The 17,115-nt window shown below is 63.5% G+C and carries 16 protein-coding genes; 4 read left to right on the top strand and 12 right to left on the bottom strand.

Annotated elements, in window-relative coordinates; all coding sequences use genetic code 11:
* Positions 1-6 precede the first annotated feature (6 nt).
* Positions 7-1,494 (bottom strand): aldehyde dehydrogenase, encoded by a 1,488-nt coding sequence (locus AC3Z8Y_RS13850; RefSeq protein ID WP_490086282.1) that lies wholly within the window; start codon positions 1,492-1,494, stop codon positions 7-9.
* Between the two features lie 260 nt (positions 1,495-1,754).
* On the opposite strand from AC3Z8Y_RS13850, the gene AC3Z8Y_RS13845 reads away from it, so the two are divergent.
* Positions 1,755-2,669, top strand: coding sequence for a LysR family transcriptional regulator (locus AC3Z8Y_RS13845; protein WP_181116558.1), 915 nt, complete (start codon positions 1,755-1,757; stop codon positions 2,667-2,669).
* Positions 2,670-2,719: 50 nt separating this feature from the next.
* Here AC3Z8Y_RS13845 and argE read toward each other — a convergent pair whose 3' ends face one another.
* The 9 genes from argE to AC3Z8Y_RS13800 form a co-directional block, all read right to left on the bottom strand.
* Entirely contained in the window at positions 2,720-3,871 is a 1,152-nt protein-coding gene (argE, locus tag AC3Z8Y_RS13840) for an acetylornithine deacetylase (protein WP_490086281.1), read from the bottom strand.
* Positions 3,868-4,545, bottom strand: a complete 678-nt coding sequence (locus AC3Z8Y_RS13835; protein ID WP_490086280.1) for a DUF1028 domain-containing protein — start codon at positions 4,543-4,545, stop codon at positions 3,868-3,870. Before AC3Z8Y_RS13835 ends, argE begins: the two co-directional genes overlap by 4 nt.
* 13 nt (positions 4,546-4,558) lie before the next feature.
* A complete protein-coding gene (locus AC3Z8Y_RS13830; RefSeq protein WP_490086279.1) occupies positions 4,559-4,975 on the bottom strand; it encodes a RidA family protein in 417 nt (138 codons plus the stop codon).
* Positions 4,976-4,977: 2 nt separating this feature from the next.
* Positions 4,978-6,297 (bottom strand): flavin-containing monooxygenase, encoded by a 1,320-nt coding sequence (locus AC3Z8Y_RS13825; protein ID WP_490086278.1) that lies wholly within the window; start codon positions 6,295-6,297, stop codon positions 4,978-4,980.
* Positions 6,298-6,452: 155 nt separating this feature from the next.
* Positions 6,453-7,289, bottom strand: coding sequence for an ABC transporter ATP-binding protein (locus AC3Z8Y_RS13820; protein WP_490086277.1), 837 nt, complete (start codon positions 7,287-7,289; stop codon positions 6,453-6,455).
* The gene (locus AC3Z8Y_RS13815) at positions 7,277-8,080 is read right to left on the bottom strand and encodes an ABC transporter permease (protein WP_490086276.1); all 804 of its coding nucleotides are present in this window, start codon (positions 8,078-8,080) and stop codon (positions 7,277-7,279) included. The genes AC3Z8Y_RS13820 and AC3Z8Y_RS13815 overlap by 13 nt, the downstream gene beginning before the upstream one ends.
* A 10-nt stretch (positions 8,081-8,090) precedes the next feature.
* Positions 8,091-9,077 (bottom strand): ABC transporter substrate-binding protein, encoded by a 987-nt coding sequence (locus AC3Z8Y_RS13810; protein ID WP_490086275.1) that lies wholly within the window; start codon positions 9,075-9,077, stop codon positions 8,091-8,093.
* Positions 9,078-9,341: 264 nt separating this feature from the next.
* The gene (locus tag AC3Z8Y_RS13805; RefSeq protein WP_490086274.1) at positions 9,342-9,794 is read right to left on the bottom strand and encodes a type II 3-dehydroquinate dehydratase; all 453 of its coding nucleotides are present in this window, start codon (positions 9,792-9,794) and stop codon (positions 9,342-9,344) included.
* A gap of 14 nt (positions 9,795-9,808) precedes the next feature.
* The gene (locus tag AC3Z8Y_RS13800; RefSeq protein ID WP_490086273.1) at positions 9,809-11,176 is read right to left on the bottom strand and encodes an MFS transporter; all 1,368 of its coding nucleotides are present in this window, start codon (positions 11,174-11,176) and stop codon (positions 9,809-9,811) included.
* Between the two features lie 151 nt (positions 11,177-11,327).
* Here AC3Z8Y_RS13800 and AC3Z8Y_RS13795 point away from each other — a divergent pair, with 151 nt between their 5' ends.
* Positions 11,328-12,221, top strand: coding sequence for a LysR family transcriptional regulator (locus AC3Z8Y_RS13795; protein WP_490086272.1), 894 nt, complete (start codon positions 11,328-11,330; stop codon positions 12,219-12,221).
* A 27-nt stretch (positions 12,222-12,248) separates the two neighbouring features.
* Here AC3Z8Y_RS13795 and AC3Z8Y_RS13790 read toward each other — a convergent pair whose 3' ends face one another.
* Complete coding sequence (locus AC3Z8Y_RS13790) at positions 12,249-13,628, bottom strand: aspartate aminotransferase family protein (protein WP_490086271.1); 1,380 nt, start codon at positions 13,626-13,628, stop codon at positions 12,249-12,251.
* Positions 13,629-13,754: 126 nt separating this feature from the next.
* On the opposite strand from AC3Z8Y_RS13790, the gene AC3Z8Y_RS13785 reads away from it, so the two are divergent.
* On the top strand, positions 13,755-14,375 hold the full coding sequence (locus AC3Z8Y_RS13785; RefSeq protein WP_490086270.1) for a TetR/AcrR family transcriptional regulator: 621 nt from the start codon (positions 13,755-13,757) through the stop codon (positions 14,373-14,375).
* Here AC3Z8Y_RS13785 and AC3Z8Y_RS13780 read toward each other — a convergent pair.
* Positions 14,372-15,271: a LysR family transcriptional regulator gene (locus tag AC3Z8Y_RS13780; RefSeq protein ID WP_490086269.1), complete on the bottom strand. Its 900-nt coding sequence runs from the start codon at positions 15,269-15,271 to the stop codon at positions 14,372-14,374. The two genes, AC3Z8Y_RS13785 and AC3Z8Y_RS13780, sit on opposite strands and share 4 nt — an antisense overlap.
* 128 nt (positions 15,272-15,399) lie before the next feature.
* On the opposite strand from AC3Z8Y_RS13780, the gene AC3Z8Y_RS13775 reads away from it, so the two are divergent.
* Positions 15,400-16,749 (top strand): MFS transporter, encoded by a 1,350-nt coding sequence (locus AC3Z8Y_RS13775; RefSeq protein WP_490086268.1) that lies wholly within the window; start codon positions 15,400-15,402, stop codon positions 16,747-16,749.
* The last annotated feature ends 366 nt before the right edge of the window (positions 16,750-17,115 follow it).

Genomic DNA, 17,115 nt, shown 5'->3' with positions numbered 1-17,115 from the left:
GAGGCTTCAGCGGAACTGGAACCAGGTGGTCTTCAACTGGGTGTATTTGTCGAACGAATGCAGTGACAGGTCGCGCCCGAAGCCCGACTGTTTGCCCCCGCCGAAGGGCACGGTCACGTCCAGGGCATCCACGGTATTCACCGACACGGTGCCGGCGTTAAGGCGCCCGGCCACGCGGTGGGCGCGGTTGAGGTCGTCGCTCCACACCGAGGCCGCCAGGCCGTAGATGTGGTTATTGGCCAAGGCCACGGCTTCGTCCTCGCTGTCGAAGGCAGTCACCGCCAACACCGGGCCGAACACTTCTTCGCGCGCCAGCGGTTGAGCGGCGGTTACGCCGGTGAAGATGGTGGGCTGGATAAAGTTGTTAGAGCCATTGATTGTCAGCTGCTGGCCGCCGGTGACGCAGGTAGCTGAGCTGGCCTCGGCGCCAGCGATGTATTGAACGATGCGCTCGGTTTGCCGCGCATTCACGATCGCCCCCATGCGGCTGGCGGGGTTGAGGGGGTCACCCGGCTGCCAGGCCTGGGCTATCTCGGCCAGGCGTTCGACGAATTCGTCATGAATGGTGCGCTCCACCAACAACCGGGAATTGGCCGAGCACACTTCCCCCTGGTTGAAGAAAATCCCGAAGGCTGCTTTTTCTGCCGCCAGGGCCAGGTCCTTGCAGTCGGCGAACACCAGGTTCGGGCTTTTACCGCCGCATTCCAGCCATACCTGCTTGAGGTTGGAGTGCGCCGAGTACTGCATGAACAACTTGCCCACCGCGGTGGAGCCGGTGAACGCCAGGGCGTCCACATCCGGGTGCAGCCCCAAGGCGCGGCCGGCATGCTCGCCCAGGCCGGTGACCACGTTCAACACGCCTTCCGGCAAGCCGGCCTCCAGCGCCAGTTCGGCCAGGCGCAGGGCAGAGAAGGGCGATTGCTCGGCGGGCTTGAGCACTACACTGTTGCCCGCCGCCAAGGCCGGGGCCAACTTCCAGGCGGCCATGTCCAGCGGGAAATTCCAGGGCACCACGGCCGCGACCACCCCAAGCGGCACCCGCGTGATGGTCGCCAGGGCATCGCGCCCGGTAGGGGCGACTTCGTCGTACAGTTTGTCCAGCGCCTCGCCGTACCAGGCGAATACGCCCGCCGCGCCGGGCACGTCGATGGTGTAGGCATCCATCACCGGCTTGCCCATGCTCATGGAATCGAGCAAGGCCAGTTCTTCCCGGCGGGCCAACAGCAGCTCGGCCAGGCGCAGCAATACCGCCTTGCGCTCCCGCGGCGCCATTCTCGCCCAGGGGCCTTGATCATAGGCGTGGCGGGCTGCCCGTACCGCGGCATCCACGTCCGCTTCGCCGCAGGCGGCCACGTGGGCTAGCAGGCCATTGGTGGCCGGGTTGATGACCGCGAACGTCTCGCCGCTTTGGGCGGAGTGCGGCCGGCCATTGATCACCGCGCGGTCGATGAAGGTCTGCTGTTTGGCAAGGCGTTGCCAGCTGTCAAAATCCATTCAGTAGTATCCTCACGCGGGCAATTTGATTGGTGGAGCAATTACCGTGATAGTGGCCCTGCACGAAGCGGCGATAAATTATTAAAAATATGTTTTAGCGTTATCCAAATCATCGCTAGCGAGCACGTTACTGGTGCGCTATACGCGGCGCTGCACGTTAACGGATCATTATTTGTAAAGTGGGTCCCGTCTAATTATTCCGCTGCGCTTTTACCCGATAAATCGGTAAGCTTTATGGCAATGATGATCGGGAGGTTGCAATGGCCGCTTATAACTTGCGCCAGCTTAAATACTTCATTGCCACGGTAGAGTGCGGCAGCGTCGCTGAAGCTTCGCGCAAGCTGTATATCGCCCAACCGTCAGTATCTACCGCGATCAAGCAGCTCGAAGAAAGCTTTAACGTGCAGCTGTTTATCCGTCATCACGCCCAGGGCATGTCACTCACGCCCAGCGGCTCGCGGTTCTACCGCAAGGCGCTGGAACTGCTACGGGTAGCCCACGAGTTCGAGCAGAACGCCCTGGCCGATAACGATGTGGTGGCCGGGCAGATCGATATTGGCTGCTTCGAAACCGTGGCGCCGTTGTATTTGCCGCGGTTGATCGCAGGCTTTCGGGACCGCTGGCCGGGGGTGGAAATCCGCATTCGCGACGGCGAGCAGCAAGAGCTGGTGCAGGCACTCACCGGGGGCAGCATCGACCTGGCCATCCTGTACGAGCACGAGCTGGACAGCACCATCGAAACCGTGGCGCTGATGCCCCCGCAGCAGCCCCATGCGCTGCTCCCCGAAGGGCACCGTTTCGCCCAGCAGGCGAAGGTGTCGCTGAACGATCTGGTGCTCGAGCCCATGATCCTGCTGGACGTGCTGCCCAGCCGTAACTATTTCGTCAGCATCTTCGAGGAGCTCGGCCTCAACCCCCATATCGTGTTCAGCTCGCCTTCGATCGAGATGGTGCGAGGCATGGTCGCCCGGGGCTTCGGGTTTTCCATCCTGGTGACCAAGCCCTTCTCGGACTACGCCTACGACGGCCAGAAAATCGTGTGCGTGCCCCTGGCCGAAACTGTTACCGGATCCGGCCTGTCCGCAGCCTGGCTGCGCCGGGGCCAGTTGACCAAGCCGGCGCAGTTGTTCGTGGATTATTGCCAGGAGGAGCTGGGGAAGGGGCGGGGCGGTTGATTGCCCCGGCAAAAATCCACCCCGGGTTCATTCGCGGGTTTCACCCGCTCCTACTGGCGGGCGAAGGCAAGGATTTTTTGCAGCATTCGGTCGCAGGCGGCCAGTTGTTCCACCGGCACGAACTCATCGGGCTTGTGGCCTTGGTCCATGCTGCCAGGCCCGCACACCACAGTGGGGATGCCTGCGGCGTCGAACAGCCCGCCTTCGGTGCCGAAGGCCACGGTGTCAAACGCTGCGGAGCCACAAAACGTGGCGATCAGTTCGGCCGCCTGGCTTTGCGGGCTGGTGGCCAGGCCGGGGTAGGCCGAGAGCTCGGTGAAGCGGATATCGCCTTGGGCGTTCACCGCCTGCATGCGGGGCAACACGTGCTCTTGGGCATAGCGTTGCAACGTTTGAGCAACGGCCTGCGGATCTTGCGCCGGCAGCGCGCGGATCTCGAAGTCGAACCGGCATTCCTGCGGCACAATGTTCAGCGCCTGGCCGCCGCTGATCATCCCTGTTTGTACGGTGGTGAAGGGCGGATCGAAGCGTGGATCGTGCTGGTCCGGGCTTTTCAAACCGTCGCCGATCCGGCCCAGTTCATTGATCAGTGCGGCGGCGTATTCGATAGCGTTGACCCCTTGTGGGGCATACGCCGAATGGCAGGCATGGCCGCGCACGTCGCAGCGCATGGCCAGTTTGCCCTTGTGGCCTAGCACGGGCCGTAACTCGGTGGGCTCGCCAATGATGCACAGCATCGGTTTGATCGGCCGGGCTTCCAGTGCCGTCAGCAACGTACGCACACCGAGGCAGCCGACCTCTTCGTCGTAGGACAGCGCAATGTGCACCGGCAGGCGCAGCGGTGCTTCGAGCAGGGCGGGCACCAGCGCCAGCACACAGGCGATATAGCCTTTCATGTCGGCCGTGCCGCGGCCATACAACCGGCCGTTGTGCTCACTTAAATTGAAAGGCTCGAACGTCCACGCCTGGCCATCCACGGGCACCACGTCGGTGTGGCCGGACAGCACGATGCCAGGGCAGTCGTCCGGCCCGATAGTAGCGAACAGGTTGGCCTTGCTGCGCTCGGTGTTGTACACCCGCTGCGCGGCCACGCCGTGCTGGGCCAGGTAGCGCTCCACGAAGTCGATCAAGGCCAGGTTCGACTCTCGGCTGGTGGTGTCGAACGCCACCAGCTCGCGCAACAGGGCCTGGCTGTGGCTCATCGGTCGTCACCCGGCACGCCATAACCGGGGGCTTTCATCGGGTCCAGCGCGCGGTCGATATAGTCCTGCAGCTGGGGCCGGTAGGCCTGCCACAATTTGCCCAGTTCGCCGATGGGGTCGGCGTCGGCCCAGTCCACCCGCAGGTTGACGATTGGCCAGGTGAGTTCGCCTACCACAACCAGCGCCGCCGAGTGCACCGGGCCGGCCTCACCGCCGGCGACCTGGCCCGCGGCAAGGGCCGCGAGCAGTCGATCAGCCAGTTGCCCCTCGGCGGTTTCGAATGCCTCGACCATTGCCGCGATCACTGCCGCATCGGCCAGCATGTTGCCGGCGGCCACGCATTGCTCGCCCGCTACCGCATTGTGTGTGCCCAGGGTTGCACCGCCGCTGAAGTGCGCGGTGCGGCCCAGGTGGTCGATGGCGGTGAGCTGGCGGTATTGGCTATAGCCGTTGCGGGTGAGGGCCTGGTCCACGGCCTCGGCAGGCACCAGGCCTGACTCCAGCGCATCGAGCACTTCCGGGCCCAGTGCGGGAAGGGTGATGTTCTGGCTGGCGACCGCGCCCACGCCGGGCCGCAGCCACGGGCAGCGCGCACCTACGGCGATGCTCGAAGAACTGATGGCAATGCCCAGCTGCCCTGTTTCGGCGCACCGCCCAACGATGGAAAACGTCATGGCCTGGCTCCTGTCATTCCGGGATGACTGCGATCACGTCGATTTCCATCAGCCATTGCGGCTGGCCCAACGCGCAAACCACCAACCCCGTAGAGATGGGGAACACGCCCTTCAGCCACTTGCCCACTTCCTGGTACACCGGCTCGCGGTAACGAGGGTCGGTAAGGTAGGTAGTGGTTTTCACGATATGGCTGAGGTCGCTGCCAGCTTCTTCGAGCAATTGCTTCACGTTGCGCATGGCCTGTTCCGCCTGGGCACGGGGGTCACCCAGGCCCACCAGCTTGCCGTCGAAATCGGTGCCCACCTGGCCGCGCACATAAACAGTGTTGCCGGCGCGTACCGCCTGGCACAGGTCGTTGTCCAGAGTTTGGTTGGGGTAGGTGTCGCGGGTGTTGAACATGCGAATGCGGGTATGGGTTGGCTGGGCCATGGTCAAACTCCTGCGGCGGCCGAACGCTTCGGCATAAGGCTGGCGTGGTGGGACGAGGCGGGCAGCGGGCCGCTTTCATAGGCCTCGTAGGTGCGTTGCTTGGCGATGTGGCCAGCGATGTGGCGGGCGTCGTGCCACACGCCCCAGATAAATGCCGAGCCGCGGCGGGTGAGCCACGGCAAGCCAAGGAAATAGATGCCCGGTTCGCTACCGACGCCGCGCTGGTGCTGGGGCTTGCCGGCGCTGTCCAGGCCATTGCCCTCCAGCCAGCTGAAGTCCACCGCGTAGCCGGTGGCCCAGATGATCGAGGTGATACCAGCGGCGGCGAGGTCCATCGACAACAGCGGCTGTGTCACACAGGCAGGGGTGGGGTACACCCGCCGTGCCTCGGGCTCTTCGGGCAGGTCCAGGCCGTTTCGGGCGATGTAAGCGTCTGCCGCGTCCAGCAGGGCCAGGTAGTTTTCGTCGCCACGGGCAAGGTTGTCGGCTAGGTCGGGGGCGAAGCTCACCACGCCGTTATCGAACGCGCGGGTAAGGCCAACGAGCGTGATGCCTTGGTGGGCCAGCGCGCGGAAATCCACGGTGCGCCCGCCATGGGCGCCGCTCACCGCGATGGTCACATGTTCACGGCCCGGCTTGCGCACTTCGGCGTCCCATTCGCCCAGCACGCCCAGCCACCAGCAGAAATCCCGGCCGCGGTAGGCGCGCGGTGGCCGATCATGGGCGCCGACGGAGAGGTAGACCTGCCGCCCGGCGCCGCGCAGCTCGTCGGCGATCTGTACGCCTGACGAGCCCGCGCCCACCACCAGCACCGCCCCTTCGGGCAACTGCCGTGGGTTGCGGTAATCGGCCGAGTGCAGTTGCAGCAAGCCTTCGATGGCCGGCGCGATGGCCGGGATCACTGGCCGCTGGAACGGCCCGGTGGCGGCCACCACGCGGCGGGCCTCGAGGGTGCCTTCGGACGTGTCCACGGTGAACCCTGGGCGGCCCACGTTGCGGGTCACTCGTTTGACCTCCACGCCGGTGCGGATTGGGGCGTCGATCTGGCGTGCGTAGGTTTCGAAGTAAGCGGCCACGTCGTCCTTGCCGGCAAAGCCGTCCGGGTGAACGTTGGCAAATTCCAGCCCGGGAAAGCGGTCGTGCCACGCCGGCCCGTTGGCGACCAGCGAATCCCAGCGGCCAGTGCGCCAGGCCTCGGCAATACGGCTACGTTCAAGTACCAGGTGGGGCACGCCCAGCGCGCCTAGGTGTTCACTCATGGCCACGCCGGCTTGCCCTGCGCCAACCACCAGTGTGTCAATGAAAGTATTGTTCAGTGTCATCGGTGTTTCCTTGAAGAAGACCGTGTTACATCAGGCTAGAGCGGGGCAGGGCACCGGTAAAATAGTATTAAGTTAGCCACTGAATATATTTGAGCGAAGTGCTTGCCTGTAGCAGGTCAATAACTTTGAAAGGCCTGTGTTATATAACGGCGCGGTCAATGCTCTTCGCCGTCGTGTAACAAGTGGAAGATTTCTTTTTTCATCGATATAAACCCTGGGTCCATCACCATGTCCAGGTGGCGCGGCCGTTCGATGGGCACGTCCAGCACTTTCTTGATACGCCCCGGGCGGGCGCCCATGGCGAAGATCTGGTCGCCGAGCAGAATGGCCTCGTCAATGTCATGGGTCACAAACAACACAGTCTTCTTGCTGTGTTCCCATACTTTCAACAGCAGTTGTTGCATCTGCAGGCGGGTCTGGCTGTCCAGGGCGCCGAAGGGCTCGTCCATCAGCAGAATCTGCGGATCGTTGGCCAGCGCCCGGGCGATCGCTACCCGTTGCTTCATGCCGCCGGACAGCTGCTTGGAGTAATTGTCGGCGAAGCGGGTCAGGCCCACCTCATTGAGGTAATGCTCCACGATGTCCTTGCGTTCGGCGGCGCTGACCTTGCGGCGTTTGAGGCCGAACTCGATGTTCTGCCGTACGGTGAGCCATGGGAACAGCGTGTAGGCCTGGAACACCATGCCGCGGTCCGCGCCGGGGCCGTCCACTGCCTTGCCGTTCACGAAAATTTGCCCGCCGCTGGGCTCAGCCAGGCCAGCGGTGAGGTACAACAGGCTGGACTTGCCACAGCCCGAAGGCCCTACCAGCACCGCGAACTGCTGGTCTTTGACCTCCAGCGACACGTTTTCCAGCGCGGTGAACACACCGCCATCCGGGGTGGGATAGCGCAGGCTCACGCTGTCGATCTTCAAGCTGGTGGCGGCAGGCGCGCCGGCCTGGCCGGCAGCCACGCCGCCGAAACGGTTGGACGCTGCGGTTATTGTGCCCATGCTGCCACCTTCAAACGGATCAGACGGAAAAGTTGGTCAGTGATCAGGCCCAGCAGGCCGATCACCGCGATGGCCAGGAAGATCACATCCACCTGGAAGCCGCGCATGGCCTTGAGGCTCAGGTAGCCCAGGCCACTGGAGGCAGCCACCAGTTCGGCGACCACAAGGTAAGTCCACGCCCAGCCCATGGTCACCCGCAAGGTGTCGAGAATGCCGGGCACCGAGGCTGGGGCAATCACATGCACCAAGGCATCGCGGCGGTTGGAGCCCAGGGTGTAGGAGGCGTCCACCAGGTCCCTGGAAATCCCGCGGGAGACGTCTGCGATCATCACAAGCTGCTGGAAGAACACACCGAAGATAATCACCGACACGCGTTGCTCGATGCCGATGCCGATCCACAGGATGAACAGCGGCACAAAGGAGGTGACCGGCAGGTAGCGAATGAAATTCACCACCGGCTCTAGAAACGCCTGCACCACCCGGAAGCTGCCCATCAGCAGCCCCAGCGGTACGGCCACAACGGAGGACACGATAAAGCCCACCATCACCACCTCGAGGCTGGCCCACACGTGTTCGCTCAGCGCGCCGTCCCGGGACAGGCGCAGCGCGGCGTCTACCACCGCACCGGGTGTGGGCAGGAACATCGCCGGCACCACGCCGCCGTACGACAAACCCGCCCACAGGCCGATCATCAAGGCCCAGGCCAGGGCGCTGGCGCTCCATACCACGGGCATGGGCAACGAGGTTTTCGGTGTGATGCACCGGTTCAGCCATGAGCTGCGCTTGAACATGAGAGGCTCCTTACTTGGGCGTGACGAAGCGGTTATCGACCAGTTCGTCGTAGGTCACGTTGTAAGGTTTGCCTTGCAAGGCGCTGGCGGCTTCGTTGGCCAGTTTGAGTACCGCGGCGGCGTCGCCTGGCTTGCCGTTGGCGCCCAGCAGCTTCTCGCTCATGGCCTGGTCGTAGAAACGCACGCCCTTGGCGGCGGCGGCGAGTTCTTTAGGGTCCGCCAGGTAACCGCCCACGCCCTTGGCCATCGCGGCATAGGCCTGCTCAGGATGGTCCTTGGTGTATTGCACCGCCTTATAGAGACCGCTCACCAGCGCCTTCACGTCGGCGGGCTGCTTCTCTATCACGTCGCAGCTCAGTGCTACCACGTCCACGATCACGCCCGGGGTGCTGCTGCTGTCCACCAGCACCTTGCCCTGTTGCTTGTTGCGCACCATGGACAAATGCGGCTCCCAGGTCACGGCGGCTGGCACGCGGCCGGCAATGAAGGCAGTGGCGGCGTCATCGGCGGTCATGTTCTGGATCTTCAGGTCGCTCATCTGCATGCCCGCCTGCTTGAGCAGGTAGCTGAGCCAGAACTGCGACACCGAGCCTTCGTTCACCGCAATGGCCTTGCCCTTGAGGTCGCTGAGGCCGTTTACATCCTTGCCCACCACCACGCCGTCGCCGCCATAGCTTTCATCCAGCGCGGCCACAGCCTTGAAGCAGAACTGCGGGCGGTACTTGAGAATTTCGTCCAAGGTAGAGGCCGAGCCGGACAACTTCCCCGACGCCTGCGCGGCCATGTACATGGAGGCTTCTTCGATGGTGGGCAATTCGACCGTAAGGCCTTGCTCCTTGAAGTAGCCCAGGTCTTGGGCCAGGTACAGCGTGCCGTAGCCCACCCAGGTGGTGTGGCCGATGGACAGCGTGCCGGCTTGCACCGTAGTAGCGGCGCCAGCCAGCAACGCACCGGATGCCAGCAGCGTGGCGCAACGCGAAACGAAAGAATGGACCATGAATCACTCCCGAGATCGACAGAGAAGGGTTGTTCGAGTTGTCTGGGCAGGAAGCGAAAAGCGAAGGAAGGTACGGCTTCTGACGAGCCTTGATCGGTGGGGCAAGGCGATGGTGGCCGATTGGGCGGGGAAGGAAAATTATTAAATATGTGGTTTGGAGCGAGGAAAAAGCTAACGGCGAGGGGCTCATAGCTATCTTCGGCCGCCACCACTCAGGCAGGGCCGCAGATTCCGCGGTGGCCGTGTCGCAGGCAAGCCTTGCTGCTACGGATTCGTGTTGACCTCCAGCAACCCGGCAACCGCTCTGATCGCCAACGGGTACCCCTGCGCGCCCAGCCCGCAGATCACGGCGTTGGCCACCGTGGACATGATGGAGTGGCGGTGCAGTTCGTCCCGGGCATGGATGTTGGACAGGTGCAGTTCTATCAAAGGAGCTTCGATCAATTTGAGCGCATCGAGCACAGGAATGGAGTGGAAGGATAGGCCCGCCGGATTGATCACCACCGCCGCGCCCTGCTCGAACGCTTCCTGCAGCCAGTCCACCATCACGCCCTCATGGTTGGTCTGGCGGAAGTTACAGCGCAGGTCAAGCTGTGCAGCGGTGGCTTCGGTAAGCCGCTGAATGTCGGCGAGCGTGGTATGGCCGTAGATATGAGGCTCGCGGCGCCCCAGCAGGTTCAGGTTGGGGCCATTGAGCACGAATACGGTACGGTTCATGGAGGTCTGCCGGGTCATTTGGAAAATTGTTTGGCGAGAAGCGCATTGGGCTGCTCACCGTGTGGCTGTTCAGCCACCACGCGGTTGAGGTCGATGCCCCGGGTTTCCGGGCCGATGCAGATCATCGCCAGAGACATCAGGTTGATCGCCGCGCACAGCGACACCAGCGGCCACGGGGAGTTACCTGACTGGCTCATCAGCCACACTGCGATCATCGGCATAGGGCCGCCTACCAGCAGGTTGGCACCGGTGTAGGCGAGCGCCGAGCCGGAGTAACGCACCTGGGTGGGGAAGGCCTCGGCGAAAGCTACAGGCTGAATGCCGCTCTGGAACTGGGTAAAGCCCAGGAACAGCCCCATGATCGCCATGATTGCGCCCAGGTTGCGGGTATCGAGGATCGGGAAGTACACCATCTGGATCAGCAGGGTCATGCAGGAACCGAAGGCCAACGCCTTCTTGCGGCCCCAGCGATCCGAGAGGTAGCCGCCGGCCAATGCACCAACGATGGCGCATACGTTGGCGACCATCAGCGACATGAACCCTGTGGACTGGCTCAAGCCAAGGTGCTTGGTAAGGTAGCTGAGGGAGAAGATCACGATCAGGTAGAACAGCGCCGCTGGCGAGCAGAAGAACAGCATCAGCCGCGTGATGGTTTTGCCGTGGCTGCTCAAGGCGGATTTCAACGGGCTACGCACCTGCTTGACGGGGGCGGATTTCAGCGCGACGAAGGCCGGGGTTTCGTCCACCTTCAAGCGGATGAATATGGCTACCACCACCAGCACAAAGCTCATCAGGAACGGGATGCGCCAGCCGTAGCTGTCGAACTGTTGCGCGCTTAACGTCGCCGCGAGGGCCATCAGCACTGCGTTGGCCAGTATCTGGCTCAGCGGCGAACACAAGCCCAGCAGGCCGGAATAGCGCCCGCGCCTGTCAGGGGCGGCATGCTCCAGTGCCATAAGCTGCGCGCCGGTGGACTCTCCCCCAAGCGCGAAGCCCTGGATGATGCGCAGCATTACCAGCAACACCGGCGCCCATACGCCCACTTGGTTGTAGGTAGGCAACAGCCCCATCAGTACCGAGGCCAGGCCCATCATGGTGACGGTGGCGAGCATCAGGTTGCGGCGGCCCAGCTTGTCGCCCAGGTAGCCGCAGGTGATCGCACCCAGCGGTCGTGCCGCCAAGCCAACACCGAAGGTCGCCAGCGAGGCGAGCAGCCCGGCGGTGGGCTCCATCGCCGGGAAGAACAGCTTGGGCAAAACGGTGGCCGACACCGCGCCATACAGGGTGAAATCGAACCATTCCAGCGCCGTGCCGATGGTCGCGGCGGTAACGGCCCGGCGCGGCATGTGCGAAGCGTGGGGAGAATCGGAGGTTGCGTTCATAAAGGCCTGCCATTGTTTTTATGGTTATGGGCCCGCTCCTGGCGCCGAAGCACGTGCAGGGGAAGACGTCACTGGACGGTACTCCAACGTGCCAGCAAAATAACTGGCATTGGCCGAGCAAATCCATAAGGCCGCCTTATGAGTGCGCGCCATGGAACTGCGTCACCTGAAAGCCTTCGTGGTTGCCGCCGACCTCCAACATTTCAGCCAGGCGGCTGAACACCTGGGGATCGCGCAGCCGGCGCTCAGCCAGTTGATCCGCACGCTCGAGAAAGAGCTCGGGCTGTCGCTGTTTCGGCGGGAAGGGCGGGGCGTAGCACTAACCCCGGCAGGGCACGCCTTCCTGCCCCATGCACGGCAGTCGATCGTAGAGGGCGAAAGTGCGATCGCCGCAGCACGGCGGGCGCGGCGGGGTGAAGTGGGCGAGATCAACATCGGTTTCCACTCGGCGCTGCTCGAGCCGAACCTGCCACAGCTGCTGCGCTACTACTTCAGTGCGTTCCCGCAGGTGACGGTAGCGCTGGTGGACGCCGGCATTCGCGGCCAGTTCGAGGGCTTGCTGGACCACACCATCGACCTGGCCTTTGCACGGGTGTTCAAGGACCACCTGCCCGAGCGCCTGCGCACGCACCCGTTCAGCCACGCCAGGCTGGTGCTGCTGATCCCCGATAACCACGGGCTGGCGCACAGCTTTTCCGGAGAGCTGGCGGCCCTCAGGCATGAACACTTCATTTTCCTGCAGGACCCGGCCGGCATCGGCCTCACCTCGCATACCTTGCAGGCGTGTCGGCAGAACCAGCTGCACCCGGGCAACATCCGCTACGTGCCCTCGCTGATGAGTATCCCGGGGCTGGTGGCGGCCGGTATCGGCGTCAGCATCGTGCCTGAGCCCGTAGCGCGGCTGACCATGCCCGGCGTACACATCGTGCCGCTGGCGCAGCCGGAAATGGTCAGCGAGCTATCGCTCATTTCCCGTATCGATGAACGCTCCAGCGCGGTGCTGCACTTCATCGAAGAGGCCAATGCCTGGGACCGAACCGCCTGAACGCAGACGCGGCGCGGCCCAGCGGGGTTAGCCGCGGCCGATCTCCTGGGCGGTGCGGTCCACGGCCAGGCGGGTCTTGTTCACCAGCTGGTCGATTTCCGCGTGGGTGGCGATCAGCGCGGGCGCAAGAATCATCCGGCCCAGTGTGGAGCGAATGATGATGCCTTCCTCGAAGCCAATGGTGCGGCAACGCCAGGCGATGTCGTTCTCGTTGTCGAAGCGTTTGCGGGTGGCGCGGTCTTCAGCGAACTGCAGGGCGGCGACCATGCCCAGGCCCTGAATCTCGCCTATCAAGGGGTGCTGCTCGAAGGCTTCGCGCAACCGCTGCTGGAGGTATGGCCCGGTATCGCTTTTCACCCGCTCCACGATGCCTTCGTCCCGCAGTGCCTTAAGGTTGGCGATGGCCACGGCGGCGGCCACCGGGTGCCCGGAATAGGTGAGGCCATGGGCGAACACGCCGCCTTTCTCCACCAGCGCCTCGGCCATGCGCCGCGACAGGATCAGCCCGCCCATGGGGATGTAGCCTGAGGTCAGCCCCTTGGCGATGGACAGGGTATCGGGCTCGAAGCCGAACGCCTGGTGGGCGAACCATTCGCCGGTGCGGCCGAAGCCGCCGATCACTTCGTCGGCGCACAGCAGCACATCGTATTGGCGGCAGATGCGCTGGATCTCCGGCCAGTAAGTGGCCGGTGGAATGATCATGCCGCCGGCGCCCTGGAAGGGTTCAGCCACGAACGCCGCCACGTTTTCAGCACCCAGTTCGAGGATTTTTTCTTCCAGCTGGCGGGCGGCCTGCAAGCCAAAGGCTTCGGGAGAAAGGTCACCGCCGTGGGCATACCAGTAAGGCTCGTCGATGTGGGCGACGTCCGGGATCATCCCGCCCATGTCGTGCATGAATTTCATGCCGCCCAGCGCCGTCGCCGCCAAGGTAGAGCCGTGATAGCCATTCCAGCGGCCGATCATGATCTTCTTCTGCGGCTGGCCCATCACCTGCCAATACCTTCGCACGGTGCGGATCAGCACTTCGTTGGCTTCGGAGCCGGAGTTGGTGTAGATCGCGTGGCTGTAGTGGCCGGGCAACAGGCTGAACAGCAGCTCGGACAGCTCCACCACGGCAGGGTGGGTGGTGTGAAAGAACATGTTGTAGTACGGCAGCTCGGCCAGCTGAGCAGTGGCGGCGGCGGCCAGGTCCTTGCGGCCATAGCCGAGGTTGGTGCACCACAGGCCGGACATGCCGTCCAGGTAGCGGGTGCCGTCGTTGTCCCACAACGCGAGCCCGTCGCCTTTGACCATCACCCGGGGCTTACTCGCGTTCAACGCCTTTTGATCGACGAAGGCATGGATATGGTGCGCGGCATCCAGCGCCTGGTAGTCCTCGGTGGTGCGTTTTATAGAAGGCTGGGCCACGGTCGTGTCCTCGGGGGAAGGGGAGAGCAATTCTTCGCACGCAAAATTATTTTTGTAAACAAAAGATTTTTAATGGGAAAGTATTTCCGGTAGCGTCTGCGTCTCCTGCACTCGCGAATCGTGCCCATGAATGACCCAGAACCCCTTGGCCTGAGGGCCCGCCAGAAACAGCAGCGCCGCCAGCAGATTGCTGCCGCCGCGTTGGAGGCGTTTGTCGCCAATGGTTTCGCGGCCACCACGCTTGATCAGATCGCCAGCCGCGCGGGGGTGTCTGCACCCACGGTGGTGAACTACTTCGGCGGCAAGCAACAGATACTGCTGGCGCTGCTCAGCGAGCCGGACCAGCAAGCGATGCGTGAATTTCGTGACCGCTTGCCAGCGTACCGGCATCCGCTGGAGGCGCTGTGCGACCTTGAACAGCTGATGACTCGCAATCAGCTGGACGCCTTACCGGCCTCGCTCTGGCGAGAGCTGGCGCCTTCCCTGTTCACCGGAGAGCTGGCGGAAATATTCCAACCCTGGAACGCCGCCGTGGTGGAGCAAGCCCGGGCGGTGCTGGAGCACTTCAAGGCCGAGGGCCTGATCAGCGACGCCACCGATGTGGACGTGGCCGCCACGGTGTTCAACCAGTACGCCAACGTGGCGTTCATTCGGCTGGCCACCGAGGCCGAGCCGGACCGGGCAGGGCATGCGCGGCATATGCGCAGCGTGTTCGAGCTGCTGTGTACGGGAATGCTGCGCCACTAGGCTGGGCGGCCAAGGTTGGCGAAGTACGCCTGCGCCATTCGCAGGAACGGGCCCAGCGCTGGGTTATCGTTATCCTTGCGCGACGCCATGTGGACTTCGGCGAACGCTTCGGCGCCCAGCAGTGGGCGGAACTCCAGCTGGCCAGGGTAGAGGTCCTGCGCTGCCGCGGGCACGATCGCCACGCCCAGCCCGGCGCGCACCAGGCCCAGGATCGAATGGGTTTGCCCCAGGTGATACACGTAGCGCGGGGTGACACCGGCGGCTGCGAACAGGCCAGCGATGCAGTCATAGAAATAGCGGCCTTCGTCGGGCGCGTACATCACGAAGGGGTGTTCGGCCAGGTCCGCTAACCCCGCGCGTTCATAAGCCGCCAAAGGGTGCCCGCTGGGCAGGGTGACCAGTAGCGGTTCGCGGCAGATCAATTGATAGTCCATTTCATCCTGCGCCACCGCCCGGCGTACGAAGCCGATGTCGATCATTTGCGCCACCAGCGCTTCGGCCTGAGCCCCGGATACCATCTCCTGTAGCTCCACTTCCACATCGGGCAGCACGGTGCGGGCGTGGCCAAGCATGCCCGGGATCAGCGCGTAACCGGATACGGCTGTGAAGCCCAGCATCAGCCGCCCGGCCTCGCCGTGGGCCAGGCGGCGGGCGGAGTTACCGACCTGTTCGGAGTAGCTCAGCACATGTCGGGCGTCCCGTAGAAAGTGGCGGCCGGCGACGGTGAGCTTGACCTGGCGGTTGCTGCGCTCCAGCAGCGTGACCCCGAGCGAACGCTCCAGCAACTGGATTTGCCGGCTGAGGGGCGGCTGAGTCATGAACAGCCGTTTGGCGGCGCGGCCAAAGTGCAGCTCTTCGGCCACGGTGACGAAACAACGAAGCTGATGCAGTTCCACGATTCAATTCTTGTATTGATCCATTCAGTATCTATGTTAGACGCGCATGGCTGGGTTTCCTACGCTGGGCTTGCAGGGCTACACCGATTCCAACAATAAACCTCCCTTGAAGGAGGCCGGAGACCGCCATGACCGCCAGAACCGCCTCAATGGCCGCACCCATTGCCCAGGCACGGGTCGGCCGCCGCCGCTTCGTGATCCTCGCGCTGATCTTCATCGTCACCGTGCTCAATTATGCCGACCGCGCCACCATGTCCATCGCCGGTACCGGTGTAGTGAAAGACCTGGGCCTGGACCCGATCATGCTCGGGATGATCTTCTCCGCCTTCGCCTGGGCCTACGCCTTGGGGCAGATCCCCGGGGGCTGGCTGCTGGACAAGTTCGGCGCGCGGCGGGTGTACGGGTGCAGCCTGTTCCTCTGGTCCGTGTTCACCATGCTGCAGGGCACGGTGGGCTGGATCGGCCTGGTAGGCTCGATGGCGGCGATCACCCTGTTCGGCATGCGCTTCATGCTCGGCCTGGTGGAATCCCCCGCGTTCCCGGCCAACAACCGCATCGTGTCGTGCTGGTTTCCCACCAGCGAACGCGGTACCGCCTCGGCGCTGTTCAACTCCGCCCAGTACATGGCCGTGGTGGTGTTCGCCCCGCTGATGGCCTGGCTCACCCACGCTTGGGGCTGGGAGCACGTGTTCCTGTGGATGGGCGCATTGGGGCTGGTGGCCACAGTGTTCTGGTTCGCCCTGTACCGCGAGCCCTTCAGCGATTCGCGCCTGAGCGAGGCTGAACTGAGCTACATGCGTGAGGGCGGTGCCCTGGTGGACCTGGAAACCACCCGCCGTGAAGTAAAGCCCAAACTCAAGTGGCAGGAGGTGAAGCAGCTGTTCACCAGCCGCACCCTCTGGGCCATTTACTTGGGCCAATATTGCATCACCGCGCTCACCTACTTCTTTATCACCTGGTTCCCGATCTACCTGATCAAGGGCCGCGGCATGACTATCATGGAAGCCGGTTGGGTGGCCGCGCTGCCGGCCATCTGCGGCTTCTCCGGTGGGGTGCTGGGTGGGGTGGTGTCGGACTACCTGATCCGCAAGGGTGTGCATCCTTCCCGGGCACGCAAAACGCCGTTCGTGATCGGCATGGCGCTGGCTTCCAGCCTGGTGTCGGCCAACTTCGTGGACGCCAACTGGATGGTCATCGCCCTCATGGCGCTGGCGTTCTTCGGCAAAGGCCTGGCGGCGGTAGGCTGGGCCGTGCTGTCCGACACCGCGCCCAAAGGCATGGTGGGTTTGAGCGGCGGCGTGTTCAACGGCATCGGCAATATCGCCGGTATCGTTACCCCTGTGGTGATCGGCTTCTTCGTGGCCTCCACCGGCTCGTTCAACGCCGCCCTCTGGTTCGTTGCGGCCCACGGCCTAATCGGCATCGCGGCCTATACGCTGCTGGCCGGGCGGTTCGAACGGGTGGTAATTGGGGAATAGGCCTTGCGTGGGATTCCGTGATCCATCCGGTTCGTAGCGCCTGCTCTCACGGAGCCGCAGGCGTAGCTGGCGAAGGGTGCATCACTAAAATCTATTCGCGAGCTGACGCCCGCTTCCTACATGTGAATGAGCGCCCTTAGGGTATCAGCATGAACCCTGTGGGAGATTCTATGGTTGATGCCTAGGTTTTTTGCAGCTCTTGTCTTCGAATGAACCGGGCTTCAAACGGCAAGTCCCTGCCATCCAGGCGCAAGGCTCCACCCGCGCTGGCGACTTCGATATCGCGCGCATGGTCACACTTGCGCCCGCCAAGGCAAAGGCAGGCCTATCAGCAAGGCAAGCGCGGCCCCTGTGGGAGCTGGGGGC

Source organism: Pseudomonas sp. 3MAES_34.3B, assembly GCF_058145875.1.
This window is presented reverse-complemented; position numbering and strand designations above follow the sequence as displayed.

Bases quoted from the DNA above. Each gene is read 5' to 3' on its own strand.
- AC3Z8Y_RS13850 (WP_490086282.1), bottom strand. From the start codon at position 1,494: ATGGATTTTGACAGCTGGCAACGCCTTGCCAAACAGCAGACCTTCATC.
- AC3Z8Y_RS13845 (WP_181116558.1), top strand. From the start codon at position 1,755: ATGGCCGCTTATAACTTGCGCCAGCTTAAATACTTCATTGCCACGGTA.
- argE (WP_490086281.1), bottom strand. From the start codon at position 3,871: ATGAGCCACAGCCAGGCCCTGTTGCGCGAGCTGGTGGCGTTCGACACC.
- AC3Z8Y_RS13835 (WP_490086280.1), bottom strand. From the start codon at position 4,545: ATGACGTTTTCCATCGTTGGGCGGTGCGCCGAAACAGGGCAGCTGGGC.
- AC3Z8Y_RS13830 (WP_490086279.1), bottom strand. From the start codon at position 4,975: ATGGCCCAGCCAACCCATACCCGCATTCGCATGTTCAACACCCGCGAC.
- AC3Z8Y_RS13825 (WP_490086278.1), bottom strand. From the start codon at position 6,297: ATGACACTGAACAATACTTTCATTGACACACTGGTGGTTGGCGCAGGG.
- AC3Z8Y_RS13820 (WP_490086277.1), bottom strand. From the start codon at position 7,289: ATGGGCACAATAACCGCAGCGTCCAACCGTTTCGGCGGCGTGGCTGCC.
- AC3Z8Y_RS13815 (WP_490086276.1), bottom strand. From the start codon at position 8,080: ATGTTCAAGCGCAGCTCATGGCTGAACCGGTGCATCACACCGAAAACC.
- AC3Z8Y_RS13810 (WP_490086275.1), bottom strand. From the start codon at position 9,077: ATGGTCCATTCTTTCGTTTCGCGTTGCGCCACGCTGCTGGCATCCGGT.
- AC3Z8Y_RS13805 (WP_490086274.1), bottom strand. From the start codon at position 9,794: ATGAACCGTACCGTATTCGTGCTCAATGGCCCCAACCTGAACCTGCTG.
- AC3Z8Y_RS13800 (WP_490086273.1), bottom strand. From the start codon at position 11,176: ATGAACGCAACCTCCGATTCTCCCCACGCTTCGCACATGCCGCGCCGG.
- AC3Z8Y_RS13795 (WP_490086272.1), top strand. From the start codon at position 11,328: ATGGAACTGCGTCACCTGAAAGCCTTCGTGGTTGCCGCCGACCTCCAA.
- AC3Z8Y_RS13785 (WP_490086270.1), top strand. From the start codon at position 13,755: ATGAATGACCCAGAACCCCTTGGCCTGAGGGCCCGCCAGAAACAGCAG.
- AC3Z8Y_RS13775 (WP_490086268.1), top strand. From the start codon at position 15,400: ATGACCGCCAGAACCGCCTCAATGGCCGCACCCATTGCCCAGGCACGG.